Here is a 26,502-nt window from a genome sequence, read left to right on the forward strand (position 1 = left end):
GTGCCTGGTGGGGAGTATGCCCGCCCGCGGGCGCCGGCGGTGGTGCAGCGAAGTTCATGCCTCCGAATCTAGGACGTGTGCGACGGTCCGTGCGTCGCCCTGGCGAACGACCGGTGGACGCCCGGCCGGCTGACCGCGCGGATGCGCCGAGCGTGACCGCGAGGGTGCGACGTGAGCGTGAACCGTCGCGGAGCCGTCGTCATGGGCCAGGCAGCTGTCGCTGCCGAGCGGTACCCTGCTGGCATGGCTGACAAGACCGCTGTTGACTTCTGGTTCGACCCCGTATGCCCCTGGGCGTGGATGACGTCTCGGTGGATCGACGAGGTGGCACGCCACCGGGACATCGACGTCACCTGGCACATCATGAGCCTTGCGATTCTCAACGAGAACAACGACATGGATGAGGCGCACCGGGCGTCCCACAAAGCCGGCTTCGCCTTCGGCCAGCTCGTGACCGCGATCCGCGATGAGCTCGGGCAGGACAAGGTCAAGGCCGCCTACGACGCGCTCGGCCAGCGCATCCACCTCGACGGGCGCGGCGCCACCGACGCGGCGATCTTCGACGAGGTCGTCGCCGAGCTCGAGATCCCGCAGGACCTCGTCGAGCGCGCCAAGGCGGGCGAGTTCGATGACGCCTACCGGGCGAGCCACGTCGACGGCATCGAGCGCGTCGGCCAAGACGTCGGAACTCCGGTCGTCGCCGTCAACGGCGTCGCATTCTTCGGGCCGGTCATCTCCCCGGCGCCCAAGGGCGACGACGCCCTGCGGCTCTTCGATGGGGTCGTCATGGCGGCCGGCGTCGACGGGTTCTTCGAGCTCAAGCGCACGCGGACGCGCGGTCCGCAGTTCGACTAGTGCGCATCCACGTCGCGACCGATCACGCCGGTCTCGACTTCTCCCAGCAGCTGCAGCGGCACCTGGCGGGCCAGGGGCACGACGTGGTCGATCACGGCCCCGCCGAGTACGACGCGCTCGATGATTATCCGTCGTTCTGCATCAACGCGGCCCAGGCGGTCGCCGACGATTGGGCGGCGGGCGTCGAGGCGCTCGGTGTGGTGTTCGGCGGCTCCGGGAACGGCGAGCAGATCGCGGCCAACAAGGTGCCGGGAGTTCGGGCCGCGCTCGTATGGAACCTGGCGACCGCGACGCTCGCGCGCGAGCACAACAACGCCAACGTGATCTCGATCGGGGCGCGCCAGCACACGTTCGACGAGGCCGTCGCCTTCATCGACGCGTTCATCGCCGAGCCGTTCCCGGGCGACGACCGCCATGTCCGGCGCATCTCGCAGATCGCCGAGTACGAGCAGACCGGCGACATCGCCGATAAGGACGTGCTGCCCCGGTCGGGTTCCGCGGTTCCCGTGCTGCTGCAGCCGGGCGAGGTGCCGCCGACGCCGAGCACCCCGCCGGCGTCTCGGCCCGTCGGCTTCTCTGCGGAGTCGTAGGGGTGCCCGAGGGACATTCCGTCCACCGCATCGCGCGCCAGTTCGAGGCCAACTTCGCCGGAAGAACCGTCAGCGCCTCATCGCCGCAGGGCCGCTTCACCGTGGGGGCGGCCGAGATCGATGGGCGGCGGATGCTTCGCACCTTTGCGGTGGGCAAGCAGATGTTCGCGGAGTTCGAGGGCGACGCCTGGCTGCGAGTGCACCTCGGCATGTACGGCGCCTGGGATTTCGCGGGCGACGTTTCGACGACGCTCGGTCAGACGGGCGAGTACTCGACGCGGCGTCCGCAGGTGCGCATCGAGGACTCGCGGGGCGAGACCTCCTTGTCGTCGATCGGTGCGCCGCGTCGTACCCGCCTTCGAATGGCCGAGGGGGAGCAGGAGTCCGAGCTGACGGCCTGGCCCCCGGAGCCTGTCGGCGCGGTGCGTCTGCGCTTGTTGACCGATGCGACGTGTGCTGACTTGCGCGGGCCGACGGCGTGCGAGCTGCTCGACGCCGCAGCTGTCGAGCGGCACCTCGCGAAGCTCGGCCCGGATCCGCTCGTCGACCGGGGCCGGGCCGCTGAGGAGCGTTTCGTGTCGCGCGTGGCGGGGAAGCGCACGCCGATCGGCATCCTGCTCATGGACCAGTCGGTCGTGGCCGGCATCGGCAACGTCTACCGGGCCGAGATTCTCTTTCGAGCCGGCATCGACCCGCACCGGCCCGGATCGTCGCTCTCGGAGGACACGGCGCGAGGCCTCTGGCGCGACTGGGCGAAGCTGCTGAAGATCGGTGTCGAGGTCGGGCAGATGATGACGATCGACGGGCTCCGCGGCAAGCGCAAGGCGGACGCGCTGCGCAACCGGGATGACCGGCACTGGGTCTACGGACGCGCCGGACTGCCCTGCCGCGTTTGCGGCACGACCGTCGCACTCGAGGAGATGCAGGCCCGCAAGCTGTACTGGTGCCCCGGCTGTCAGCACTAGGCGGCGATCGGCGTGCCGGCGGTCGGGGCCGGCGCCCCCGACGCCGCCGCTAGCGCATCGCTCTGATCGTCGCTGCTGACTTCCGTGCGTCGCGAAGGCTGGCTTCGAACCGGATCGCGAGGGCCAGGAGCACAACGCCGGCGACGGCCAGCCAGATCCACCACGGGACGTCGCGGTTCGCGCTGTCGAGGGCGATCCAGAACGCCGTGATCGCCTGCGCGATCGTGAGAACGAGGCCGAGCAGGAACGGCGCCTGGAGCCGCCCAGTCAACCCCCACACGAGCGCCGCCAGCGCCGCGAGGCCCACGCCGACGATGCGCCACAGGGGTGCATCATCGGTGAACTGCGCGAAGAAGCTGGGCAGGATGAGCACGGCAACGCCGGGTGCGATCATGGCCCAGCTGCTCGACCTCTGCCGGCGCGCCAGCACGATCGCACCGAAGACGACGGCGGCGATGCCGAGCGGCACGGTGAGCTGTTCGACGTGTCGGTTCCCGTCGGTCGCGAGTGAGGCGATAGTCACGAGGCCGACGCCGACGGCACTCGCGATCAGCGCCGAGCGGTCGAACGGCGCGCGGTCGAGGGTGTGCGCCGTCAGGGCGATGACGGCGAGCACGCAGATCCATGCCGTGCCGCGCCACCACTGCGTGCCGTCGATCGCGATCACGCACGAAAGGGTGACCGACGTGACGGCCGCGACGGTGAGCGCGCGCGCGAGCCACGATCGCAGACGGTCTGCCGGCGCGCCGTCGCTGGACGTCCGGAGGGTCGCGAGCCAGGCGGTGCCGACGAGGGCGACGAGCACGGGAGCCCCCGAGAGCTCCGGTGCCAGAGCGCTGATGGTGGTCGTGTTGGCCGTCGCGGACGCGGCGGATCGCACCACGGGGAGGAGCGCGAGCGCCAGGCCTGCGGGAGCGGCGAGGCAGACGCCGTACGCGGCGAGATTCCTCGGCAGGATGCCGGAGGCCCAGATCGTGAGGGAGAGTGCGGCGACGACCGCGACGACGAGGTGCGTCACCAGCCCAGACGGGGCGAAGGCGTCGACGAGCACGCTGCCGACGAGCCCGACCAGGGCGCCGGCCCCGATCTCGACGAGCCCTTCGACGGACGCGCGGGGCCGCACCGCGTTCGTCGCCGGTGTCGACGTGGCGGCCGGTACCGCGGAGCGGTGCGCGAGGAGCGCGACGCCCACGCCGATGCTCAGTACCGACGCGCCGGTCACGACGACGACGAGCGAGGAGGGCGCCGCCGGCCAGAGGTCGCGCACCGCGGCACCGGCCGCGATTGCGACGATCGGCGTGCCCACCCATCGGGCGACGCGTCGGGCGATGCGTTCGGCTCCTCGGATGTGCTTCGGAGTCGCGCTCGCGGCGACGAACACAGCCCCGAGGAAGGCCCAGTTCAGGGCGTCGAATCTTGCGGCGAAGGCGCCGGCGACGGCGAAGCCCGTGACGACCGTCGTGACGGCGCCCGCGTCGACGGCCAAGCGCGGCAGCCGCCAGCTCCGAGCCTTGCCGTCGCTACGCATCAGATCGACCACGGCGACGGCCACGGCGGCCGTGAGCGCGACGGCCCCGGCGACGGCAGCGGACGGGAACGCGCGGGCGAGCGGCGCCAGCGTCTCGAATTGCAGGGTGCTGACGAGAACGGCGAACAGCGCGACCGGAAGCATCGCGTACACCGGCGCGGACAGTGCCGGGTGCTCATGCCGGAGCCGGATTCCCACGGCGGCGTTGGCGACCGTGAGGACCAGCGTCGCGGTCACGAGCAGGCCGAGCGATGGTGGCGGGTCGCCGAACGCGGACGCGAATGCGAGCGGTAGCGCGGCTCCCGTCGCGAAGGGGACGACGGCGGCGAGGGCGGGCCGCAACGCGATGAGGGGCGGTAACGAGCTGCCGATTACCGCGACCAGCGCGAGGGCCGCGGCGGCGCCGGCGGGGCCGATCGTGCGGGTCGTGAGCAACGTCGAGCCGATCGCCACCGATGCGGCGAAAACGAGGGAGATCGCCGGCGCCGGATGCCACGACCGCGCCGCCTGCATGAGCCCGCTGCGAGCGGCGAACGTCGCGGCGATGGCGAGGACGAGGAGCATGGGAGTCAGCCAGATCGCTGCATGGAGCTCGCCATCGGTCTCGGGCGCGCTCGCGATGACGCGGAGTGCGGCGCTCGCGGTGATGATGCCGGCGAGCGCGCCCGTCACGGGGGCCGCGACCTCCGCGATGAAGGGAGAAAGGCGCGGTGCGGTGAGCAGAAGGATTGCGGCGGCGGCGACGGCGCCGAGGGCGGCCGCTCGCATGGGCGAGGCGCCTTCGGCCCCGACGGCCGCGATGGGGATCCCGCCGGCGAGCGCTCCGGCGGCGATGAGGAGCGGCCCTACGACTGCACGGCGCGTTCCGCGCAGGGTGCGGCCGAACCACCACACCGTGAGTCCCGTTGCGACGAGGATGCCGCCGACGGGCAGCCACCAGATTTCGACCGTGGGCGTGCCCGGCCACGTGCCGACGAACGCGAGCCACGCCGCACAGGCAAGTGGGACGGCCGGCCAGCCGGCGTGCTTGCGCCGACCCGGTGCGCCCACGAGACCGTTCCCGTTCGCGGCGACCAGGACCACCGTGCCCGCCGCGAGGGCGAGGCCGACCGCAAGCGAGCCGTCGAATCGCCACAGGCTCCGTCCCGCAAGCGTCACCACCGCGATCGACATCAGCCCCAGGGCGGGCGCATCGAGGCGCCAAAGAGTCGCCGCGGCGCCGCCCGCACGACGGACGCCGAGGGAGACCCCCGCTGATGCGAGCGCGACGATCGCAAGTGTCACGACAACCGCTGAGAGCCGCGCCCCGGTGTCATGGAAGCCGCCGCCGAGCGCCGCGCCGACCGCGATGACGGCGTTGGCGACGGGAGCCCAGACCACGATGGCGAGGACGGGGAGCATCCATGCACCCGCCGTCAGGCGGGGCGTCCCGGCGGGAGCGCGGTCCGTGACCGCACGCAGTTGCGTCACGGAGCCGGCGACGACCGCGGCCGCGAGCAGCGCGGTCACCACGAGCGCTGACACCTGCTGGGGGAGCGGCCCGTCGCTCGAGCCGTCGTGCCAGGCCGCAACCCGCAGTGTGCCGATGGCGGCCGCGAGCGCCCCGGGGAACGTGGCGGCCACGACGATCGCGACGCGTTCGACCCCCGCAAGGGCGCGGTGCGGCAGGAGCCCGGCCGCGGCGCTGAATGCGGCGCCGGAGATGACGACGGCGAGGGTCGATCCCAGTGGGAGCTCGACGCCTGCATCGACGGCCCACAGCCGTGGGGCGGTGACCGCGGCGGCCAGCGCGGTGAGCGCAGCGCCGGCGGTGAGCGCGACTCGCGCGTAAGACGTGCCGCCCGGTACCCGTGGGGTGACGGCGAACCTCGCAGCGAAGAGGGCCGACACGACCGCAATGGCCGAGACGAGCTGGTGATGGGCGTGCACGGCGCCGATCGAGACCAGGTGCCAGGCGACGACGCCGGCACCGGCCCACAGCACGAGGCGCAGCGGGTCGCGACCGGATGCGTGGGGCGCGGCGGCGCCGCGGGCACGGAGTGTCGCGATGAGGGCGACGAGGAGGACGGCCAAGCAAAGGATCAGCGATGCCTGCACGAGAACGGGCGATCGCGCCTGCCACGACACGTAGGTGAGGCCGGCGATTGCGGCGGCGGTCCAGTACGGGGCGACGCGCCGGCGGCGCTGTGCGGGGCGCCATGCGAGTGCTCCCGCAGCGACGAGCCCCGCCACGAGGCCGATGGCCAGCCCGTCACCCTCCGCGGTCCAGGGTGCTTCGAGGACGGCGGCTGCGGGATCGTCGGCGAGGGCGCCCGACGCGCGCGCCAGCAGTGCGGAGGCCAGCGGGCGATTGATGAGCAGCGACGCGGCGACGACGGCTCCGGCGCCGACGAGCGCGGTGATGAGCGCGGCTGTGCAGGCCCGAGAGACGGGGATGTTCCCGAGGCCGGCCAGCCGGGCGCGAAGCAGATCGATGAAGGCGGGAAGAGCGAGCGCGATCGCCGCCGCCAGCGCAGCCCACACCTGCCCGACCGCGCCCGCGGCGCTGAGGGCGATCGGAGTGGCGAGCAGTGAGATCACCGCAATGGGAGCGAACGGCACGGCGAGGGCTGCGAGCCATCGGGGGCGCGCGTGCGTCGGCAGCAGACACGCCTGGCCCGTTGTCGCGGCGGCGAGCGCGACGAACGCCCATGGGCGGACCGAGTCGAGGCTCGGGCTTGCGAACGGGAGCATCAGCGCGATGAGGCTCGCGGCACTCGAGAGCAGTCCGACGATCGCGACGATCGTGATCTCGGTCGTGCGGTCCATGGACGAGGCGTGGCGGAGCACGGCTGCGAAGGGCAGGATGCCGCGCCGAGATGCCGCTGCGGCGTCGTGCGACCGGGGGCGCCGTCGCCAGGCCAGATGGGCGAGCGCGCCGATCGCGGCGCCGACGGCGCCGATCGCGAAACGGGTCGCGCCCTCGCCCGCCACGCCTGCGACTCCGGCGGCGAGGAGGCCGACGCCGGGAGCGATGGCGATCGACGCGGCGATGGCGGGGAAGCGTAACGCCGTGAGTCGCGCCCACGTCTCGAACACGAGCGTGAGAACGATCAGGGCACAGCCCCAGTAGAGCGCCTGGTCGACGCGATCGAGCCCGAACAACCCCAGCGCCGAAGCCGCCCAGGCGTCGAGCACGATGAGTGATGCGGCGAGGGCTGCGACGCCCTCGGCGGCGGCTCGTAACTGCGCGCGCCGGAGCCACGAGGCGCCCACGACGGCGACGAGCGTGATCGCGACGGTCGAGAGGGCGCGCCAGACGAGATCGAAGGTGAACCATGCGTATACGAGGAAGAACCCCGCGGCGATGGCCAGCAGGCCCACGCCGAGGACGAGCAGCAACACCTGCAGTCCGCGGCCGCGCCGTTGAGGAGGCTCGGCCTGCTCACCGACTGGCGAGAAAGCGGGTGGCGACGCCGGGAAAGCGGACGGCGACGCCGGGGGAGCGGGTGGCGACGGCGGGTGAGCGTTTTGCGTCGGAGGAGCGGTCGGCGTCTGGGAAGCTGGCCGTGTCTGGGGAACGGGTGACGTCTGCGGAACGGGCGACGGGCCGGCGAACGGTGTGCGCACGCCCGCCGGCCGGGTGGCGGCCGCTCGGGCGTCGTCGACGATGCGGTTGATGAGGGCGCCGCGGTCGGCGAGCGCTCGGGCCGCCGTCGCCGAGAGCTGGTGCACGGTCACGGCGCGGGCGTCGGCGACCGGGAACCGACATGAGCCGCAGGCCGACGCCGAGTCGAGGGTGCTGAAGCAGCGCGGGCAGCGATGGGGGTCGGTCAATTCGCTGAGCGACGCCGGGAATCGCATCGGGGCCGGCGGCCGGACGGGCGAGTTCGAAACGTGCGCGTTCGAAGCGGGCATGAGCATCCTGTCGTCGAGAACGTCGCAAGGCTAGTCAAGCCCGCACGGCCTCGCGTCGCCCGCTCGACGACCTGTGGATACGTCGACCGATGCCCGTCTTTCCACAGGCGGCGGCCGGCCATCGGCCGCAGCGCGTGCGGATGCCCGCGTTCACGGAGGCGGCGCAAATAGGGAGGGCGCCCGGCCGTCGCCGAGCGCCTCCGCGTCAGATCTCGCTGTCGTTCGAGCTCGTCGTCCGTCGGGTGACGTCGCGGCCGGTCGCAGGATCGACCTCGTGTCGCGTCACCGTATTCACCCGTCGGCGACGAACGAGGAGGATGATGCCGAGGAGGAAGACGAGGGCGCCGGCGCCCATGAGGAGGTAACCGACGAACTGCAGATCGATCCAGTCCACCTCCACGTGGACCGCGAAGGCGAGGATGGCGCCGATGACGAAGAGGGTGATGCCTGACCCGATGCTCATGATGCTCCTTGTTTCGCCGCGTGAGACCTGTGTTCGGGCACGGTAGCCCATCGTGATGACGGTCGAGCGCGAGGCTGATGGATTCTCGCCGGGGTGACAGGCCGGGACGTTCCGTTGTCCTGAGGCATCACATGGTCGGGGTGACAGGATTTGAACCTGCGACATCCCGCTCCCAAAGCGGGCGCTCTACCAAGCTGAGCCACACCCCGTCACGCGTGAACGCGCGACGAAATGGAGTCTAGCGGCAACACTGCCGCGGTGGTGCGGGCCGGTGGCTACCATCAATCGCATGACGTCGTACGCTCCTGGTCCGAACGCACAGAACCCGGGATGGGCATACCCCGCCCCTGCTCCGGCGGTCCCGCCGCAGACGGGAGTCGGCGCGTGGCTGCAGTTCCTGTGGTGGTACGTTCCGGTACCCGTCATCGGGAACATCGCATGGTTGGCGGGGGCGGTGGCATCGTGGCTCAAGCACCGGCGGTCGAACGGGCCGGCCCGTGAGAACGCGCGGCACGCGCTGAACTGGGCGATCACCGCGAACGCCATCATGGTGCTCGCGATCGTGTGCGCGTTTCTGACCATGTTCACGTCGCAGGGCTGGGACCTCTCGCAGTCGGTCCCGGGCGACCACCCCGGTGTCGTGCTGTATGTCGCCTTCCTGCTCGTCGTGCCGGTCACCGGCATCACGACGCTGATCGTCGGCATCGTTGGCGCGGTCCGTGCCGGCCGGGGTGACGTGCTGCGGGTGCCGGTCGCCATCCCGTTCGTTCGGGGAACGAATCAACAGGAACCCGGCCGGCCTGCGTGAGCTGTGCCGCGCGACGCGGCTCGATCCGCGAGGGCGGTATGCGATAGACTCGCCGGGTTCGCGGGGATGTAGCTCAATGGTAGAGCCCCAGTCTTCCAAACTGGCTACGCGGGTTCGATTCCCGTCATCCCCTCCACGTCACGGGCCCGTGACGGGCCGTGTGCCCGGCACGGGCCCATCGCTGTCGCCCGGCCAGCACGGGGAAAACTCGGTGGATAGCTGCAATGTCGCGGCAGCCTCCGCTTTCTACGGTTGAACCACCGAGAAAGCGAGGCTCCCATGAACACCATCGAATCGAACGACGCGGCAGCGCGGATCGCGGGATCCACGGCCGGCACGCCGGCCGCGCACCTGCCGCAACCGGCCGGCCAGTGGCCGCCGAGCCCGACGCCCGAGCAAGAGCGCGCGTGGCGGTACACGCAGTCGCACGCACACGGTGCTGGCACACAGCCAGACGCCGCGCCGTCTGCGAGTGCCGCGACGTACGGCGGTGCGGGAGCATCCATGCCGGGCGGTCCCCGGGTCACTCCCCGCTACAGCCCCGCCAGCGTGCAGAACCTCGCGACGTGGGCGCTCGTGCTCGGCATCGTCTGCGTGTTCTTCAATCCCCTCGCCGGTTTCAGCATCGCAGCGGGAACGTGCGCGATCGTCGCGCTCGTCCGGCATGGGGACCTGCTCCGCGAGGGCCTCGACGTCCCGGGGAAGAACATGGCCGTTGCCGGCCTCGTGCTGGCCGGTGCCGGAATCCTGCGCACGTGGGGGTTCGGCTGGTTCATCTTCTGAGGGCACAGAGGGTCTGAGCTCCTACCCCGTCCGGACGCGGTTTCGCGGCCGGATTGGGTGGTGCCAGGGTGAACCCGTATTCTTGACGGCGTTTGTGCACCCAGGTGGCGAGTGATCAATCGTCTCGCGCTCATCTCCCCGCGTCTGCGGCGATCGCCGGCGGTGTCACGCCTCCGCGCTGCGACCACCGCGCAGTGCACCGAACCTCAGGAGAAACCCCAACGTGAAGACTTCGGTCGAACAGATCAACCCGACGCACGTCAAGCTGACGATCGCCGTCGAGCCCGCAGAGCTGCAGCCCTACCTCGATGGCGCGTACAAGACGATCTCGAGCCAGATCCAGGTGCCCGGCTTCCGCCGCGGCAAGGTGCCGGCCGCCATCATCGACCAGCGCGTCGGCAAGGAGGCGGTCATCGAGCAGGCCGTCTCCGACGGCCTCGACACGTTCTATAACCAGGCCGTCACCGAGTCGGGCATCCAACCCCTCGGGCGTCCCCAGGCGGACGTCTCGTCGACGCCGACCCCGGCCGGCCGCGAGATCGAGGGCGACCTTGTGATCGACGTCGAGGTCGACGTGCGCCCCGAGTTCGAGCTTCCGGACTATCGCGGGCTCAAACTCAAGGTCGACGCGGCCGAAGTGACCGACGAGGACGTCGACGCCGAGATCCAGGAGCTGCGCAAGCGGTTCGGCACCCTCGTCACCGTCGACCGGCCGATCGAGGACGGCGACTTCGTGACGCTCGACCTCGTCGCCGCCGTCGACGGCGAGCAGGTCGACGAGGCCAAGGGCATCTCGTACGAGCTCGGTTCGGGGCAGCTGCTCGAGGGAACCGACGAAGCGCTGCTCACGCTCACGGCCGGTGAGACGACGACGTTCAGCTCGACGCTGCTCGGCGGCGAGCGCGAGGGCGAAGACGCCGAGATCACCGTGACGGTCGAGGCCGTCAAGGTGCGAGAACTTCCCGAGCTCGACGATGACTTCGCCCAGATGGCGTCGGAGTTCGACACGGTCGAGGAGCTGCGCGACGACTTGCGGACAACGGCCGCCTCGAAGAAGACGTTCGAGCAGGTCGACCAGGCTCGCGAGCAGATCGTGCCGGCACTGCTCGAGCGGGTCGACATCGCCGTTCCTCAGCAGGTCGTCGAGGACGAGGTCGCGCGGCACCTGCAGGCGGAGGGCAAGGACGTTGACGACCCGCACGCCGAAGAGGTGCGCGCCGAGACCGAGAAGTCGTTCCGGCAGCAGGTGCTGCTCGACGCCATCATCAAGGAAGCAAACATCCAGGTCGAGCAGGACGAGCTCACCCAGTTCATGATCCAGTCTGCGTCGCAGTACGGCATGCAACCGCAGGAGTTCGTCAACATGCTGCAGGAGAACGGGCAGTTCATGGGCATGGTCGGCGAGGTCGCCCGCTCGAAGGCACTGCTGTTCGTTCTCGACAAGGCCGAGGTCGTCGACGAGAACGGCGACCCGGTTGACGTGTCGGAGTTCACCGTCGCCATCCGCCGTGCCGAGGAGAAGGCGGCGGCCGATGCCGCCGCCGAGGCCGTTCCGACCGACGAACTCGTCGGCGCCGAGGACGAGAGCGATGCAGCGGAGGCCGACAGCGACGAGGCGGCCGACGACGCGACGGCGGAGGCCGACGACAAGTAAGGCCGACGACCGGCCCGCACCACGCGGGCGGTGAGGGCGGGCTCCGACCGGGGCCCGCCCTCACGTCGTTGCGTTTCGGTGCGCCCCCGCGCGCCGCGTTCGACGGGCAGAATGCGGGCATGACTTTGCCATCGCTCCTGCTCGTCTCGCACGGGACCGCGTCACCCACCGGCCAGCGAGCCGTCGCCGGGCTGGTCGCGGCGGTCGCCGAGCGCCTGCCGGGATTCACCGTCCAACTCGCGCACGTCGACGTGCAACAGCCGGACGTGGAGCGCTCGCTCGCGTTCCTTTCGCACAGCCCCGTCGTGGTCGTGCCGGCCCTGCTCTCGGCCGGCTACCACGTGCACGTCGACCTGGAGCGCGAGACTCGACCCCGCGCCGATGTCGTGCTCGCCGACTCGATGGGGCCGGATGGTCGTCTCGCGGAAGTGCTCGACGCGCGGCTTGACCAGGCCGGATTTCGCGACGAGGACGACGAGGTGGTGCTGGCGGTCGCCGGTTCGAGCGACGAGCGCGCCAACGAGGACTGTCGCGCCATGGCGGCCATGCTGTCCCACCGGCTCGGGCGCAACGTGACGGTCGGCTTCCTCTCGGCCGCCGAGCCGCGGCTCGACGAGGCGATCGAGCGCGCCTCGCGCGACGGCCGGCGGGTCATCGTCTCGACGTACCTGCTCGCGCCCGGCTACTTCCACGATCTCACCGTGCGGCTCGCGGGCGGTGCGCCGGTCGCGGCGCCGTTGCTGGGCGACGACGCGCCCGCCTTCGGCCTCGTCGACCTCGTGATCGATCGGTTCGAGGCAGCGTGGTCGACCCTGGCCGGTGTTATTACGCCCCGCGACCTTCGGTGACCCGCGGCGTCGCCGGACGACGCGGGACGACACTCCGCAACCTCGTGCGACGCCGCCTTACCGATCTTGACGGCCGGGGATGCCCCGTGGTCGCCCATCCTTCTAACCTCGCCGAACGGACTCACGAGGAGTCCGTCCCGGAGCATCCGGGGCGATCAGGAGGCGACCGTGACCATGAGCGAGACCGAACCGCAGCCCGCGGCGCCGAGGGCGCGCGTGGCAGCGACGCGACCGCCGCGCGGGTCGGCGAAACCGAACGGCCAGTGGCGGATCGACGGCACGGCGCCGCTCAACCCCAATGAGGTCTGGAAGCAGGCCGATGGCGGCCTGAGCGTGCGCGAGCGCATCGAGACGATCTATGCCGAGCGCGGATTCGCGAGCATCGACCCGACCGACCTGCACGGCAGGTTCCGGTGGTGGGGCCTGTACACGCAGCGCAAGCCCGGCATCGACGGCGGCAAGACAGCGACGCTCGAGCCGCACGAGCTCGAGGACGAGTACTTCATGCTGCGCGTTCGCATCGACGGCGGCCAATTGAGCACCGAGCAGCTGCGCGTCATCGCCGCCATCTCGACCGAGTTCGGTCGGGACACGGCCGACCTCACCGACCGCCAGAACGTGCAGTTGCACTGGATTCGGGTCGAGGACGTGCCCGAGATCTGGCGCCGCCTCGAGGCGGTCGGGCTCATGACCACTGAGGCCTGCGGCGACGTGCCCCGCGTCGTCCTCGGCTCGCCCGTCGCCGGCATCGCCGCCGACGAGCTCATCGATCCGACGCCTCAGATCGAAGAGATCACGCGTCGCTTCGTCGGCGACGAGTCGCTCGCGAACCTGCCGCGCAAGTTCAAATCGGCGATCACGGGGCACCCGAGCCAGGACGTGGTGCACGAGATCAACGACGTCGCATTCGTCGCCGTCGAGCATCCCGACCTCGGTGTCGGCTACGACCTGTGGGTCGGCGGAGGGCTCTCGGCGTCCCCCCGCCTCGCCGAACGGCTCGGCGCCTTCGTCCGGCCGGACCAGGTGGCCGACACCTGGCACGGGGTCACGCAGATCTTCCGCGACTACGGATTCCGGCGCCTGCGCAACAAGGCGCGTCTCAAGTTCTTGCTCGCCGACTGGGGCCCCGAGAGATTCCGCCGGGTGCTGCAGGACGAGTATCTGGGGTACGCCCTCGCCGACGGGCCGCCCGCCCCGAAACCGGCGACGGCGGGCGACCACGTCGGCGTGCACAGGCAGCGTGACGGTCGCTACTACGTCGGCGTCACGCCGATCGTCGGCCGCGTGTCCGGGCCGATCCTCGCGGCCCTCGCCGACGTGCTCGAGGCCAACGGCTCACGGCGCTTGCGCACGACGCCACACCAGAAGCTCGTGATCCTCGACGTTCCGGAAGACCGCGTCGAGTCGCTCGTCGCGGCCCTCGACGAGCTCGGCCTGCAGGCCCGCCCGAGCCTTATCCGCCGCGGCACGATCGCGTGCACCGGCATCGAGTTCTGCAAGCTCGCCATCGTCGAGACGAAGGTCAACGCGACGGAGGCCGTGCTCGAACTCGAGACGCGGCTCGCAGAACTCGACCTGCCGCATCCTCTCTCGCTCCACGTCAACGGCTGCCCGAACTCGTGCGCTCGCATCCAGACGGCCGACATCGGGCTCAAGGGACAGCTCGTGACCATCGACGGCGAGCAGGTGCCGGGCTACCAGGTGCACCTCGGCGGCGGCCTTGCGACGAACGACCGCGAATCGCCCGGGCTCGGGCGCACGGTGCGGGGCCTCAAGGTGCGCGCTGACGGCATCGCGGACTACGTCGAGCGCGTCGCCCGTCGCTTCCTGACCGACCGCGACGCGGACACCGGCGAGACCTTCGCCGAGTGGGCGCATCGAGCCGACGAGGAGGCGCTGCAGTGAGCGGGATCCGAGCGCTGCCCTCCGGCCACAAGCGCTCCCGCGACGAGCTCAGCGCCCTCGCCGAGCGCGGCGCGCGCGAGCTACGCAGCCTCGAACCCGACGAGGCATCGCCCGCCGAAGTCGTCGCGTGGGTCGCGAGCACGTTCCCGGTGGATGCCGCGGCCGTCGCGTGCTCCATGGCGGATGCCGCCCTGCCGCACCTCGTGGCAGAACAGCTGCCGGGCGTGGACGTGCTCTTCCTCGACACGGGCTACCACTTCGCCGAGACCCGCGACACGCGCGACGAGGTCGCGCGCGCCCTCGACGTACGGATCGTCGACGTGATGCCCGAGCAGACGGTCGCCGAGCAGGACGCCGAATTCGGCGCCCGCCTGTATGAGCGTGACGCCGCCCTCTGCTGCGAGCGTCGCAAGGTGGGCCCGCTGCGCGCCGCGCTCGCGGGATACGAGGTGTGGTTCACGGGTGTGCGCCGCGAGGAGGCGCCCACGCGAACGAACACGCCGCTCGTGGGATGGGACGAACGCAACGGCCTCATCAAGGTGAACCCCCTCGCGGCGTGGACCTTCGACGACCTGCTCGAGTACGCGGGAACGCACGCCGTGCCCGTGAATCTGCTCGTCTCTAACGGCTACCCCTCGATCGGGTGCCGACCCTGCACGAAACCGGTCGCCCCCGGCGACGATCCGAGGTCCGGTCGCTGGGCCGGCCTCGCCAAGACAGAATGCGGACTCCACCTATGACCATCACCGACCAGGCCGCCCGCTCGCCGGTGCGGCGCGACGACGCGACCGGAAGCACCCCTCCCGCACGCGACGCGGCGGCGACGCGCCCGGATGCTCCCCGCCTGACGACCCTCGACCGTCTCGAGGCGGAGGCGATCCACGTCATCCGCGAGGTGGTCGCAGAGTTCGAGCGCCCCGTGCTGCTGTTCTCGGGCGGGAAGGACTCGGTGCTCGTGCTGCATCTCGCCGCCAAGGCCTTCGCGCCCGGTCGCGTGCCGTTCCCCGTGCTGCACGTCGACACCGGTCACAACTTTCCCGAGGTGCTGCGGTTCCGCGATGAAACGGTCGCGCGACTCGGCATCGCGCTGGAAGTCGCCCGCGTGCAGGACTACATCGACGACGGGCGGCTGCACGACCGCGCCGACGGCACCCGCAACCCGTTGCAGACGCTGCCGCTGCTCGACGCGATCGCCGCGGGCCGCCATGACGCCGTCTTCGGCGGGGCGCGCCGCGACGAGGACAAGGCCCGCGCGAAGGAGCGCATCATCTCGCTGCGCGACGAGTTCGGGCAATGGGATCCGCGCAATCAGCGCCCGGAGCTCTGGAGCCTCTACAACGGGCGCCACACCCCGGGACAGCACGTGCGCGCCTTTCCGATCTCGAACTGGACCGAACTCGACGTCTGGAGCTACATCGCCCGCGAGCGCATTCCGCTGCCGTCGCTGTACTTCGCGCACGAGCGCGAGGTCTACGCGCGCGACGGCATGTGGCGGCCGGTCGGACCCTTCTCGCCGCCGCGCGGCGATGAGCGGGTCGAGGTGCGCACGGTCCGCTACCGCACGGTCGGCGACATGAGCTGCACGGGCGCCGTCGAATCCACCGCCGCCGACCTTGATGCGATCGTCGCCGAGGTCGCGGCATCGACCCTTACCGAGCGCGGCGCCACCCGCGCCGACGACCGCCTCAGCGAGGCGGCAATGGAAGACCGCAAGAAGGACGGGTACTTCTGATGACGAGTCCGATTCAGCCGGCGGACCACGCCGCCGATCGCGTCGAGAGCCGGGCGCGAACGCTCTTCCGCTTCGCGACGGCCGGGTCCGTCGACGACGGCAAGTCGACCCTCGTCGGTCGTCTTCTGCACGACGCCAAGGCGATCCTGGCCGATCAGCTCGAGCAGGTCGCCCGCACGTCGGCCGACCGCGGTTTCACGCACGGCGAGTTCGACTTCGCCCTGCTCACCGACGGACTGCGCGCCGAGCGCGAACAGGGCATCACGATCGACGTCGCGTACCGCTACTTCACGACGGGGTCGCGCTCGTTCATCCTCGCCGACTGCCCGGGGCACGTGCAGTACACGCGCAACATGGTCACGGGAGCGACGACGGCGGATGCCGTGGTCGTGCTGGTCGACGCCCGGCACGGCATCGTCGATCAGACCAGGCGCCACCTCGCGGTCGTCGCGCTCCTCCGGGTGCCGCACGTGATCATCGCGGTCAACAAGATCGACCTCATCGGCTTCTCTCGCAGCGTCTTCGCCGAGACCGAGGCCGCCGCTCGCGAGCTGGCGGCCGATCTCGGCATCGACGACCCGCACGTGCTGCCCGTCTCCGCCCTCGAGGGCGACAACATCGTCGATCGCTCCGCGCGCACCCCCTGGTACGACGGTCCAGCGCTCATCGAGCTGCTCGAGGCGCTGCCCGCCGCCGACGAGCTCGAGCGCGAGGCCGCGCCCCTGCGCCTGCCAGTGCAGCTCGTCCTGCGTCCGCAGGGCGGGCTGGCGCCCGACCTCGCGGCCGACGCCGCCGCCGTCGAGCGACTGCGCGACCACCGCGCCGTCGCGGGGCGCATCTCGAGCGGGGCGGTGCGGGTGGGCGACCGCGTCGAGGTGCTCCCGGCCCGTGTCGCCACGACCGTCACCGGCATCCGGACCGCCGGCGTCGAGGTGGATGCCGCGGTCGCGCCGGAGTCGGTTTCGATCGAGTTCGCCGACGACGTCGACGCGGCCCGCGGGGCGCTCGTCGTGGCCGAGGGGTCCCTTCCGGCGACCCGGCGGGACGTCAACGCCGAGCTGTTTCAGCTCGACGCGCGCCCGCTCACACGGGGCGCGAGGGTGCTCGTGAAGCACGGTACGGCGACCGTGCAGGCGCGCGTCGCCGAGATCGAGTCGCGCTACGACCTCGACGCGCTGCGCCACGAGCCCGCCAGCCGCCTCGAGGTGAACGACATCGGCCGTGCCCGGCTGCGGCTGAGCGCCAGCCTGCCCCTCGAACCGTACGGCGAGCACCGCGACCAGGGCTCGTTCATCCTCATCGATCCCGCCGACGGCGCCACCCTGGCGGCCGGCATCGCGCGCGACTGAGCGCAGTCGCTCGGCCCCGCTTCGCAACACCCGACAGAAAGCACCCGCACATGCCCAGCAGCATCCGTACCCACTCGGCGATCGCCGCGGCCGGCGTCATCGCCGCGCTCCTCGCCGGCTGCGCCCCGGCCGCAGCGGCCGACGGGGGCGGGAACGACGGCGGGCCGATCAGCGAGCTGCGCCTGGGCTACTTCGCCAACGCGACCCACGCGCCGGCGCTCGTCGGCCTGCACGGGGGACACTTCGACGCGGCCCTCGGCGACCTCGAGCTCACGGCGCACGCGTTCGGGGCCGGCCCCGCCGCGATCGAGGCGCTCTCGGCCGGCGCCATCGATGTGGCGTACGTCGGCCCGAACCCGGCGATCAACACGTTCATCCAGTCGGGTGGCGAGTCGGTGCGCATCATCGCCGGCGCGGCGAGCGGGGGAGCGGCGCTCGTCGTGCGAGAGGGCATCGAGAGCCCCGCTGACCTCGCCGGCACGATCATCGCCTCGCCGCAGCTCGGCAACACGCAGGACGTCGCCCTGCGCGAATGGCTCGCCGACCAGGGCTTCGAGACCGACCTGTCTGGTCGGGGCGACGTGCGCGTCACCCCGACCGCGAACGCCCAGGCCTTCCGCCTCATTCAGCAGGGTGACCTGGACGGGGCGTGGATGCCCGAGCCGTGGGCCTCGCGGCTGGTGCTCGAGGGAGGCGCGCACGTGCTCGTCGACGAGGCCGAGCTCTGGGACGACGGGGCGTTTCCGACGACGTTGCTCGTCGTGCGCCAGGGATTCCTCGACGCGCACCCGGAGGCCGTCAAGGCTCTGCTGGAGGGACACCTCGCGGCCGTGCAGTGGATCGCCCGCAACCCGGCCGCCGCAGCCGTGGCGATCAACGACGCCATTGCGGCCGAGACGGGCGCGCCACTCGGCGACGCGGTCATCGATCGGGCGCTCAGCCACGTCGATTTCACGGTCGACCCGCTCGCGGCCGCGTTCCCCGCGTTGATCGAGGCGGGCGTGCGGCAGGGGACGCAGCGCGAGGGGTCGATCGACGGCCTGTTCGACCTTGGCCCCCTCAACGACCTGCTCGCGACGCGGAGCCAGGCGCGCGTCTCCGACGCGGGCCTCGGGGCGGAGTGACCATGCGGATCAGCGAGGTCTCGAAGCGCTACGGCCGCGGCCCGCTCGTGCTCGACCGGGTGACGCTCGACATCGCGCCGGGATCGTTCGTGTGCCTGCTCGGCGCGTCCGGCTGCGGGAAGTCGACCCTGCTCAATCTCATCGCCGGTCTCGACACGCCATCGTCGGGGCACATCGACCGGCCATCCGAGGGCACCGCCGTGATGTTCCAGGAGTCGTCGCTCATGCCATGGCTCTCGGCTCGACGCAACGTCGAGCTCGCGCTGCGCCTTCGCGGGGTGCCGCGCACCGAGCGCCGCAGCACGGCGCTCGAGCTGCTCGACTCCGTGAACCTCGCCGAGGCCGCCGACAAGCGGCCGCACGAACTGTCGGGCGGAATGCGTCAGCGCGTCGCGCTCGCCCGGGCGCTCGCGCAGGACAAGCCCGTGCTGTTGATGGACGAGCCGTTCGCCGCCCTCGACGCCATCACGCGCGACCTGCTCCACGACGAGCTCGAGCGGGTGTGGCGCGCGACCGGGCGCACCATCGTGTTCGTCACCCACAACGTGCGCGAGGCGGCGCGACTCGGCGAACGAATCGTGCTGCTCGGCAGCCGGCCCGGCCGCGTGGTTCAAGAGTGGCGGACGGGCATGACCTCCAAGCGCGGAATCGGGGCCGGTGGCATCGAAGCGCTGGCAGCAGAGATCACGACGCGACTGCGAACGGAGATTCGCCGAAATGCCGCATGACACGATTACGCCCACGGGCGTCGCCGCGGATGCCGCGGCGGCCGGGCGGCCGGCCCCCGAACCGACCGACGCGAGCACACCCGCCGATGACCTCCGGAGCCTCGAGGCGGGCCTGGACCGGCTGCAGACCGGCCACGAGCGCAGACCAGGGCGCCTGCGCGCCATCGCCGGGAGCATCGCGCTGCCGGTCGCCTTCGTGCTCGCCCTGCTCATCGCCTGGCAGCTGTACGTGACGATCGCGCAGCCGCGCCCCGACATCGTGCCCGGTCCGGCGCAGGTCGCCGGGGCGATCGCCGAGGCCTGGCAGACGGGCAGGCTGCAGGACGCGATCGCCACGAGCCTCGGGCGCGGCGTCACGGGCTTCCTCATCGCCATCGCCGTCGGCACGCCCATCGGCCTGCTGCTCGCCGAGGTCGGGTGGATCCGCCGGGCCGTGGGGCCGATCGTCTCGGGCCTGCAGGTGCTGCCGTCGGTCGCGTGGGTGCCGGCCGCGATCATCTGGTTCGGCCTCACCGACGCGACCGTGTACTTCGTGATCCTGATGGGTGCGATCCCATCGATCGTCAACGGTCTCATCTCGGGCGTCGATCAGGTGCCCCCGCAGCTGCGCCGCGTGGGTTCGGTACTCGGCGCCACCCCGTGGCAGCTCGCGATCTCGGTCATCCTGCCGGCCGCACTCCCCGGCTATCTCGCCGGTCTCAAGCAGGGCTGGGCCTTCTCGTGGCGCTCGCTCATGGCGGCCGAGATCATCGCGGTCGGGGGCACCATCGGCTTCGGCCTCGGCTCGCTGCTGCAGCAGTCGCGCGAGCTCGCCGACCTGGCCGGCGTGCTCACCACGATCCTGCTCATCCTGGCGATCGGCATCCTCATCGAGCTCATGATCTTCGGCCCGCTCGAGCGGCGGATGCTGCGAGGGCGCGGACTGCTCGGCGCGGGAGGCGCGCGATGAGCGGCGGCGCGAACGGCGCGCGAAGCGAGACGTCCGACGCCCGCGGCGCCGGCAAGGTCTGGCTCGTGGGGGCCGGGCCCGGCGATGCGGGACTGCTCACGCTCAAGGGCCTGTTCGCCCTGCGGGCCGCCGACCTGATCGTGGCCGACCGGCTCGGCGCCCGCGGTGTGTTGCGCGGGCTTCCCGAGCTCGGCGTCGAGCTGCGTGCCGAGGTGATCGACGTCGGCAAGACACCGGGGCATCATCCGGTGCCGCAGCACGAGATCAACGCGCTCATCGTGCGCCACGCGCGCGAGGGCAGGTGCGTCGTGCGGCTCAAGGGCGGTGACCCGTTCGTCTTCGGCCGCGGCGGCGAAGAGCTCGCCGCCTGTCTCGACGCCGGTCTCGCCGCCGAGGTCGTGCCCGGCATCTCGAGCGCCTCGTCGTTGCCAACGCTCGCGGGCATCCCCCTCACGCACCGAGGGGTCGCGACGGCCTACACCGTCGCGACCGGTCACGACTGGATCGACGGGTTCGGGGGTGGCAGCGACCACACCATCGTGCTGCTCATGGGCATCGGCACCCTCGGGCACTCGGCCCGCGTTCTCGCGGACGGCGCTCGCGGGCCCGACTGCCCCGTCGCGATCATCGAGGACGGCTACGGCCCACGCCAACGCGTGACCGTCGGCACGCTGTCGAGCATCCCGCGCCAGGCAGCGGAGCGCAGCATCCGCTCACCGGCCGTCATCGTCATCGGCGACGTCGTGCGGCTCAGCCCGCATGCGCCCCCAAGCCTCGCAACCCTCGACCTCGACCGCTTCGACCCGCTCTCGGCGCCAGCCGTCAGCACGACCTGAAAGGCACGACCCCGTGACCTCCTCCAGCACCTCCGATCTCCGCGTCGCGATCGTCGGCGCCGGTCCCGCCGGCATCTACGCCGGCAACCTGCTCGGCACATCGGTGCGCGATGCCGGCGGCACCGTCGCGATCGACCTCTTCGAATCGCTCCCCGCACCGTACGGTCTGATCCGATACGGCGTTGCTCCCGACCACCCGCGCATCAAGGGCATCGTCACCTCGCTGCACGAAATGCTCGACGCGACGCCGGGCGGCGACGATGTCGCACCGCGCCGTAACATTCGCTTCATCGGCAACGTCGAGATCGGCCGTGACCTCGCGCTCGACGAACTGCGCCAGCGGTACGACGCCGTGATCCTTGCGACCGGCGCGATGCGCGACGCCGAGCTCGACATCCCCGGAATCCTCCGGCCGGGCTCCTTCGGCGCCGCCGACTTCGTCGCCTGGTACGACGGCCACCCCGACGTGCCGCGTGATTGGCCGCTCGACCGGCGGGAGGTCGCCGTCATCGGCAACGGGAACGTGGCCCTCGACGTGGCTCGAATGCTCGCGAAGCACGACGTCGACCTGCGCGCGACCGAGGTCGCCGACAACGTGCTCGCCGGACTCGGGGCGTCAGCCGTCACCGACGTGCACGTGTTCGGTCGTCGCGGGCCCGCGGACATCAAGTTCACGCCGATTGAGCTGCGCGAGCTCGGCGAGGTGCCGAACGTCGACATCGTGCTGTACGACGACGACTTCGCGGGCAACGCCGCCGACCCGGCGAACGCCCGGAACAATCAGCTCAAGGTCATGCTCCGCCTCCTCAACGGCTGGCGCTCACGGCCACTGACCGGAGCGCCGCGACGGCTGCACCTGCACTTCTTCCACGCCCCGGTCGAGGTCCTCGGCGACGACCGCGACGGCGAAGGGCACGTGAGCGGCGTGCGCTTCGAGCGGACGGAGCCCGACGGCCGCGGCGGGGTGCGCGGCACGGGCGAGCATCGCGACATCGCCGTGCAGCAGGTCTACCGGGCCGTCGGCTATGCGGGCACGCGCGTCGAGGGCGCGCCGTTCGACGAGCGGACAGGGGTGATCCCGAACATCGAGGGGCGAGTGATGGAAACTGCCGCGCTGGGCGGCGCCGCTGCCGGCGGCGCCGCGGTCGTGCCGGGGCTCTACGCCACGGGTTGGATCAAGCGCGGCCCGGTCGGCCTCATCGGGCACACCAAATCGGATGCGATGGAAACGGTCGCGCATCTCGTTGCCGACGCCCGGGCGGGTGCGCTCCCGGCGCGCGCCGTCGAGGGCGACGTGCTCGAGCTGCTCGACGCGCGCGAGGTGCCCTTCACGACGTGGGATGGCTGGCGGGCGCTCGACGCGCACGAGCGCGAGCTCGGAGCCGGCCACGAGTACCCGCGCGAGCGCGTCAAGGTCGTGCCCCGCAACGAGCAGACGGCGATCTCTCGCGAGGGGGTGCTGGTGCCATGACCCACGACCGGTACGGCACGGGTGCCGTGATGCCGGTCGACGGTACCGGGCTCGACGTGGTCGACGCGCTCGTCATCGGCGGGGGCCCCGCGGGACTTTCCGCGGCCCTCAACCTGGGTCGGGCCCGCGCGAGCGTCGTCGTGGTCGACGCCGACCGTCCCCGCAACGCGGCGACGCTCACGTCGCACGGCTTCCTGACGCGCGACGGCATGCCGCCGCACGAGCTGCGGAGCATCGCCCGCGCCGAGCTCGAGGCCTACCCGTCGGTGCGGCTCCTGCGGCGCACGCGCGTTGCGGCCCTGCACGGCGCCTCGCCGGACGCGCGGTTCTTCGCCGCGCTGGAGGGGCGGGATGCTCCGCCCTCGGTTGCCGCGCGCGCCGTGATCGTCGCGACGGGGTTGCGTGAGACGCTCCCGGACATCCCGAGCATCCGCGGTTTCTACGGCATGTCGCTCTTCAGCTGCGTCGCGTGCGACGGGTGGGAACTGCGGGACCGGCCCCTCGGGCTGATCGGAGAGACCCCCGATCTGGCGGCCCGTGCCCGGCTCATCGCGCGGTGGACACGGCGACTCGTCGTCTTCACCAACGGAGCCGCGACGATCGACGCGGGCGACGAGGCCGAGCTCGCGGCCATCGGCGTGTGCGTCGAGCGCCGCCCGATCGACGACCTCGAAGGCGATCGCGGTGCCGTCACCGCCGTACGCCTCGCCGACGGCGAGTGCGTCGCGATCGAGGGCGGCTTCGTGCGGCCCGTCTGGCACGCGTCGCTCGAGTTCCTCGACCAGCTCGGTGCCGAGCGCGACGACGACGGTCATTTGGTCGTCGACGGGTCGGGGCGCACCTCCGTCGACGGGCTCTACGCGGCCGGCGATGCGGCGTCCCCCGGACCGCAGCAGCTGATCGTCGCAGCCGGGCAGGGGGCGCGCGCCGCGGCGGTGCTCGTGCACGATCACCTCGGCATCGTCACGGCGCACTAGCGTTCTCCCGCCCTCGGTGCTCGGTTCTTGGTCCTCCGCCTCGGGTCTCGGTCCTCGCACTACACTGGCCTCTCGCCGATCGGGAGGGGTCAGCATGCGCGTCACCGTCCGTGCCGTCGAACCGGGCGATCGCGCGGACTGGGACCGGCTGTACGTGGGCTATGCGCGCTTCAACCGGGTGGAGCAGACCGATGAGATGCGCGACCGGGTGTGGGGATGGCTGCTCGACGACGAGCACCCCGTGCGCGCGTTCGTCGCCGTGGCACCGGACGGTGAACTGATCGGACTCGTGCATTACCACGCATTCCCAAGGCCGCTCGCCGCATCGACGGGTTGCTACATCGACGACCTCTTCGTCGCGCCGGAGGGGCGCCGCAGTGACGCGGCGACGCGACTCCTGAAGGCGGTCGCAGACGCCGCCGAGTCGGACGGGCGCACCCTTCTGCGCGGAGTGACGCGCAGCCGCAACTACCGTGCGAGGGTCATCTACGACCGATTCGCGACGCGCACCGACTGGGTCGTCTACGAGCGAACGCCGAACCGGCAGCCGGACGGCGGGACATCGACCACGTGAAAGCGCCCGTCGAGCCGCGGGCGCCGGTAAGGAGCCCGCGGCACGACCCCGCCGCGCCCCCTGTGCCCAGGGCGAACAGGCCACGACGCGGGCCTGCAAGACGGTACGGTCATTGCGACACGAAGGAACGGAGCGACCGTGGCTGAATTCACGCTGCCCAATAGCGTCTTCGACAAGCTGCTCAAAGACCGGATCATCTGGCTCGGGTCTGAGGTGCGCGACGAGAACGCGAACGAGATCTGCGCCAAGATCCTGCTGCTTGCTGCCGAGGACGCCGAGCGCGACATCTACCTCTACATCAACTCGCCCGGAGGCTCGATCACCGCCGGCATGGCCATCTACGACACGATGCAGTTCGTGCCGAACGACATCGTGACCGTGGGCATCGGCATGGCCGCATCGATGGGACAGTTGCTGCTGACCACCGGCGCGCCAGGCAAGCGCTACATCACCCCCAACGCGCGGGTGCTGCTGCACCAGCCGCACGGCGGTTTCGGCGGCACCGCGTCGGACATCCAGACGCAGGCGCAGCTGATCCTCTCGATGAAGCGGCGCCTCGCTCAGATCACCGCCGAACGCACCGGCAAGTCGGTCGAGCAGATCAACGAGGACGGCGACCGCGACCGCTGGTTCACCGCGGACGAGGCCCTCGAGTACGGATTCGTCGACCACATCCGCTCGTCCGCGAGCGACGTCGTCGGCGGCGGTGGCACTGAGAAGGACCCGCCAAACGATGATGACCGCGCGGACGACGACACGAGCAACGACGAGTAGGACAGGAACAGGCATGCACAAGATCCCCGACTTCCAGTCCCGCTACATCCTGCCCTCGTTCGAGGAGCGCACGGCCTACGGCTACAAGCGCCAGGACCCGTACGCGAAGCTGTTCGAAGACCGCATCGTCTTCCTCGGCGTGCAGGTCGACGACGCCTCGGCCGATGACGTCATGGCGCAGCTGCTGGTGCTCGAGAGCCAGGACCCCGACCGCGACATCACGATGTACATCAACTCGCCCGGTGGCTCGTTCACCGCGATGACCGCGATCTACGACACGATGCAGTACATCCGCCCGGAGGTGCAGACGGTTTGCCTCGGGCAGGCCGCCTCGGCCGCAGCCGTGCTGCTCGCCGCGGGCCAGCCCGGCAAGCGGCTCGCGCTGCCGAACGCGCGCGTGCTGATCCACCAGCCCTCGACCGGCGGTGCCGGCCAGGGGCAGGCGAGCGACATCGAGATCCAGGCCAACGAGGTCATGCGCATGCGCACGTGGCTCGAGGAGGCGCTCGCTGGGCACTCGAACAAGACGGCAGAGCAGGTCAACCGCGACATTGAGCGCGACAAGATCCTCTCGGCCGCCGAGGCGCTCGAGTACGGGCTCATCGATCAGGTGCTCACGAGCCGCAAGGGCGCCCAGCCCGTCATCGTCGACTAACTGTCCCGCACTCACGAGGGCTGAGGAGCGGCTCGATCCCCGGCGGGGTCGGGCCGCTCCTCAGTCCTCGACGCGTCTCGGTCGCCGGTGGGATCAGAGGCCCAAGGGCCCGAGCACCGTCGGGGCCGTGTTGAGCACGATGACCACGCCGATGATGCCGATCAGCCACGAGAACGTCGAGTCGGCATTCTTGCTCAGCCAGGCCTCGAACCTGCGCAGGGGCGCCTCGACGCGGCCGCCGGCGACGACCCGCGCGACCAGCAGGACGAGCGCCGGCAGCAGCATGACGGTGCAGTATCCCGCGACACCGAGCAGCGGCAGCGGCGCCGCGAGGCCTGACTGGGAGAGCAGCCCGATCGCTGCGAGGTACGGCAGCAGCGTCGCGATCTCAGCGACGCCGGCCATGAGGGCGAGGCCCATGAGCGCCGCGAGCGAACCGGATGCGCCGGGTCGCGCGCCCGTCTCGGTTTCGGTCCGTAGCCGCGCCGCGCCGCCGCCGGCATCGGCCGCGCCGGAGGCGGCCCAAGGCGACGTCTCGCGCGCGTCGTCGCCCATCGCGATGCGGCGCCATCGGCTGATGCGCCCCTCGCCGCGACCGGCCCGGCGCGCCTTCGCGGCCTTCGTGTCGCGCGCGAAGCTCCACCAGATCAACAGCCCACCGATCGCAAGCAACAGCGTCCGCCCGAACGGGCTTTCGAGCACGCCCGCCGCGATGTCGGCGATGGAGGCCGCGCCGAACAGCAGCAGCGCGCCGATGGCGAAATAGAACAGGCCGAGTGTCGCAAGGTAGACGAGCATCCGGCCGACGCGCACGCGGCCGGGCGTGAGCAGCAGCCAGATGGGGATGGCGAGGGTGCCGAAGCTGGTGGAATCGACGAGCGCGAGCACCGCGATGATGGCGATGAGCGGCGCGCCCGAGCTGAGCAGGTCGGTGAACATGGCACCAGCCTCGGGCGAGCGGCCCTCGTGCGCATCGCGCGAAGGTCACGGGCGCGCGTCTGACTTTGGTCGGACGTCGCCGCCCGTCCGTGCGACCA

At 71.3% G+C, this 26,502-nt stretch carries 23 protein-coding genes and 2 tRNA genes; 21 read left to right on the forward strand and 4 right to left on the reverse strand.

The genetic code is table 11. The features are described from left to right. Positions 1-243 precede the first annotated feature (243 nt). Genes F8O04_RS13360 through F8O04_RS13370 form a run of 3 tightly spaced genes read left to right on the forward strand, consistent with a single transcriptional unit; the run spans position 244 to position 2,410 of the window. The gene (locus F8O04_RS13360) at positions 244-855 is read left to right on the forward strand and encodes a DsbA family protein (RefSeq protein WP_158029895.1); all 612 of its coding nucleotides are present in this window, start codon (positions 244-246) and stop codon (positions 853-855) included. After that, positions 855-1,445, forward strand: coding sequence for a ribose-5-phosphate isomerase (locus F8O04_RS13365; protein ID WP_158029896.1), 591 nt, complete (start codon positions 855-857; stop codon positions 1,443-1,445). Before F8O04_RS13360 ends, F8O04_RS13365 begins: the two co-directional genes overlap by 1 nt. A 2-nt stretch (positions 1,446-1,447) precedes the next feature. Beyond that, complete coding sequence (locus F8O04_RS13370) at positions 1,448-2,410, forward strand: Fpg/Nei family DNA glycosylase (RefSeq protein ID WP_158029897.1); 963 nt, start codon at positions 1,448-1,450, stop codon at positions 2,408-2,410. A gap of 49 nt (positions 2,411-2,459) precedes the next feature. Here the strand turns inward: F8O04_RS13370 and F8O04_RS13375 are convergent, their stop codons facing one another. The 3 genes from F8O04_RS13375 to F8O04_RS13385 all read right to left on the reverse strand — a co-directional run bounded on the left by F8O04_RS13375 (position 2,460) and on the right by F8O04_RS13385 (position 8,507). Then, the gene (locus F8O04_RS13375) at positions 2,460-7,658 is read right to left on the reverse strand and encodes an SCO7613 C-terminal domain-containing membrane protein (RefSeq protein ID WP_158029898.1); all 5,199 of its coding nucleotides are present in this window, start codon (positions 7,656-7,658) and stop codon (positions 2,460-2,462) included. A 382-nt stretch (positions 7,659-8,040) separates the two neighbouring features. Continuing rightward, on the reverse strand, positions 8,041-8,298 hold the full coding sequence (locus F8O04_RS13380; protein WP_158029899.1) for a DUF6458 family protein: 258 nt from the start codon (positions 8,296-8,298) through the stop codon (positions 8,041-8,043). Between the two features lie 132 nt (positions 8,299-8,430). Next, a tRNA-Pro gene (locus F8O04_RS13385) sits at positions 8,431-8,507 on the reverse strand. An 80-nt stretch (positions 8,508-8,587) separates the two neighbouring features. On the opposite strand from F8O04_RS13385, the gene F8O04_RS13390 reads away from it, so the two are divergent. The 18 genes from F8O04_RS13390 (at position 8,588) to F8O04_RS13475 (ending at position 25,465) form a co-directional block, all read left to right on the forward strand. Further along, positions 8,588-9,106, forward strand: a complete 519-nt coding sequence (locus F8O04_RS13390) for a DUF4870 domain-containing protein (RefSeq protein WP_158029900.1) — start codon at positions 8,588-8,590, stop codon at positions 9,104-9,106. Positions 9,107-9,168: 62 nt separating this feature from the next. Continuing rightward, a tRNA-Gly gene (locus F8O04_RS13395) sits at positions 9,169-9,242 on the forward strand. 143 nt (positions 9,243-9,385) lie between these two features. Then, on the forward strand, positions 9,386-9,889 hold the full coding sequence (locus F8O04_RS13400; RefSeq protein WP_158029901.1) for a DUF4190 domain-containing protein: 504 nt from the start codon (positions 9,386-9,388) through the stop codon (positions 9,887-9,889). 223 nt (positions 9,890-10,112) lie between these two features. Continuing rightward, complete coding sequence (gene tig / locus F8O04_RS13405; protein WP_158029902.1) at positions 10,113-11,543, forward strand: trigger factor; 1,431 nt, start codon at positions 10,113-10,115, stop codon at positions 11,541-11,543. Between the two features lie 119 nt (positions 11,544-11,662). Continuing rightward, positions 11,663-12,391 carry a sirohydrochlorin chelatase gene (locus F8O04_RS13410; protein WP_158029903.1) on the forward strand — a complete coding sequence of 243 codons (729 nt, stop codon included), beginning with the start codon at positions 11,663-11,665 and terminating at the stop codon, positions 12,389-12,391. Between the two features lie 174 nt (positions 12,392-12,565). Beyond that, positions 12,566-14,296: a nitrite/sulfite reductase gene (locus F8O04_RS13415; protein WP_158029904.1), complete on the forward strand. Its 1,731-nt coding sequence runs from the start codon at positions 12,566-12,568 to the stop codon at positions 14,294-14,296. Next, positions 14,293-15,036, forward strand: a complete 744-nt coding sequence (locus F8O04_RS13420) for a phosphoadenylyl-sulfate reductase (RefSeq protein ID WP_158029905.1) — start codon at positions 14,293-14,295, stop codon at positions 15,034-15,036. Before F8O04_RS13415 ends, F8O04_RS13420 begins: the two co-directional genes overlap by 4 nt. After that, positions 15,033-16,028, forward strand: a complete 996-nt coding sequence (cysD, locus tag F8O04_RS13425; RefSeq protein WP_225735074.1) for a sulfate adenylyltransferase subunit CysD — start codon at positions 15,033-15,035, stop codon at positions 16,026-16,028. The genes F8O04_RS13420 and cysD overlap by 4 nt, the downstream gene beginning before the upstream one ends. Next, complete coding sequence (locus tag F8O04_RS13430; RefSeq protein ID WP_158029907.1) at positions 16,028-17,377, forward strand: sulfate adenylyltransferase subunit 1; 1,350 nt, start codon at positions 16,028-16,030, stop codon at positions 17,375-17,377. Before cysD ends, F8O04_RS13430 begins: the two co-directional genes overlap by 1 nt. 50 nt (positions 17,378-17,427) lie before the next feature. Continuing rightward, positions 17,428-18,501 carry an ABC transporter substrate-binding protein gene (locus F8O04_RS13435; RefSeq protein WP_158029908.1) on the forward strand — a complete coding sequence of 358 codons (1,074 nt, stop codon included), beginning with the start codon at positions 17,428-17,430 and terminating at the stop codon, positions 18,499-18,501. Beyond that, the gene (locus F8O04_RS13440; RefSeq protein WP_373285885.1) at positions 18,498-19,229 is read left to right on the forward strand and encodes an ABC transporter ATP-binding protein; all 732 of its coding nucleotides are present in this window, start codon (positions 18,498-18,500) and stop codon (positions 19,227-19,229) included. Before F8O04_RS13435 ends, F8O04_RS13440 begins: the two co-directional genes overlap by 4 nt. Beyond that, positions 19,219-20,178: an ABC transporter permease gene (locus F8O04_RS13445; protein ID WP_158029910.1), complete on the forward strand. Its 960-nt coding sequence runs from the start codon at positions 19,219-19,221 to the stop codon at positions 20,176-20,178. Before F8O04_RS13440 ends, F8O04_RS13445 begins: the two co-directional genes overlap by 11 nt. Then, on the forward strand, positions 20,175-21,014 hold the full coding sequence (gene cobA / locus F8O04_RS13450; protein WP_158029911.1) for a uroporphyrinogen-III C-methyltransferase: 840 nt from the start codon (positions 20,175-20,177) through the stop codon (positions 21,012-21,014). The genes F8O04_RS13445 and cobA overlap by 4 nt, the downstream gene beginning before the upstream one ends. Before the next feature lie 13 nt (positions 21,015-21,027). Then, entirely contained in the window at positions 21,028-22,485 is a 1,458-nt protein-coding gene (locus F8O04_RS13455; RefSeq protein ID WP_225735076.1) for an FAD-dependent oxidoreductase, read from the forward strand. Then, the gene (locus F8O04_RS13460; protein WP_225735078.1) at positions 22,482-23,462 is read left to right on the forward strand and encodes an NAD(P)/FAD-dependent oxidoreductase; all 981 of its coding nucleotides are present in this window, start codon (positions 22,482-22,484) and stop codon (positions 23,460-23,462) included. Before F8O04_RS13455 ends, F8O04_RS13460 begins: the two co-directional genes overlap by 4 nt. A 94-nt stretch (positions 23,463-23,556) precedes the next feature. Next, positions 23,557-24,036 carry a GNAT family N-acetyltransferase gene (locus F8O04_RS13465; protein ID WP_158029913.1) on the forward strand — a complete coding sequence of 160 codons (480 nt, stop codon included), beginning with the start codon at positions 23,557-23,559 and terminating at the stop codon, positions 24,034-24,036. 138 nt (positions 24,037-24,174) lie between these two features. After that, positions 24,175-24,810, forward strand: a complete 636-nt coding sequence (locus F8O04_RS13470; protein ID WP_158029914.1) for an ATP-dependent Clp protease proteolytic subunit — start codon at positions 24,175-24,177, stop codon at positions 24,808-24,810. A gap of 13 nt (positions 24,811-24,823) precedes the next feature. After that, entirely contained in the window at positions 24,824-25,465 is a 642-nt protein-coding gene (locus tag F8O04_RS13475; RefSeq protein WP_158029915.1) for an ATP-dependent Clp protease proteolytic subunit, read from the forward strand. 93 nt (positions 25,466-25,558) lie between these two features. Here F8O04_RS13475 and F8O04_RS13480 read toward each other — a convergent pair whose 3' ends face one another. Then, positions 25,559-26,404, reverse strand: coding sequence for a GAP family protein (locus tag F8O04_RS13480; protein ID WP_158029916.1), 846 nt, complete (start codon positions 26,402-26,404; stop codon positions 25,559-25,561). Positions 26,405-26,502: the final 98 nt, after the last annotated feature.

It is taken from the genome of Pseudoclavibacter endophyticus (assembly GCF_008831085.1).
GTDB lineage: Bacteria > Actinomycetota > Actinomycetes > Actinomycetales > Microbacteriaceae > Pseudoclavibacter > Pseudoclavibacter endophyticus.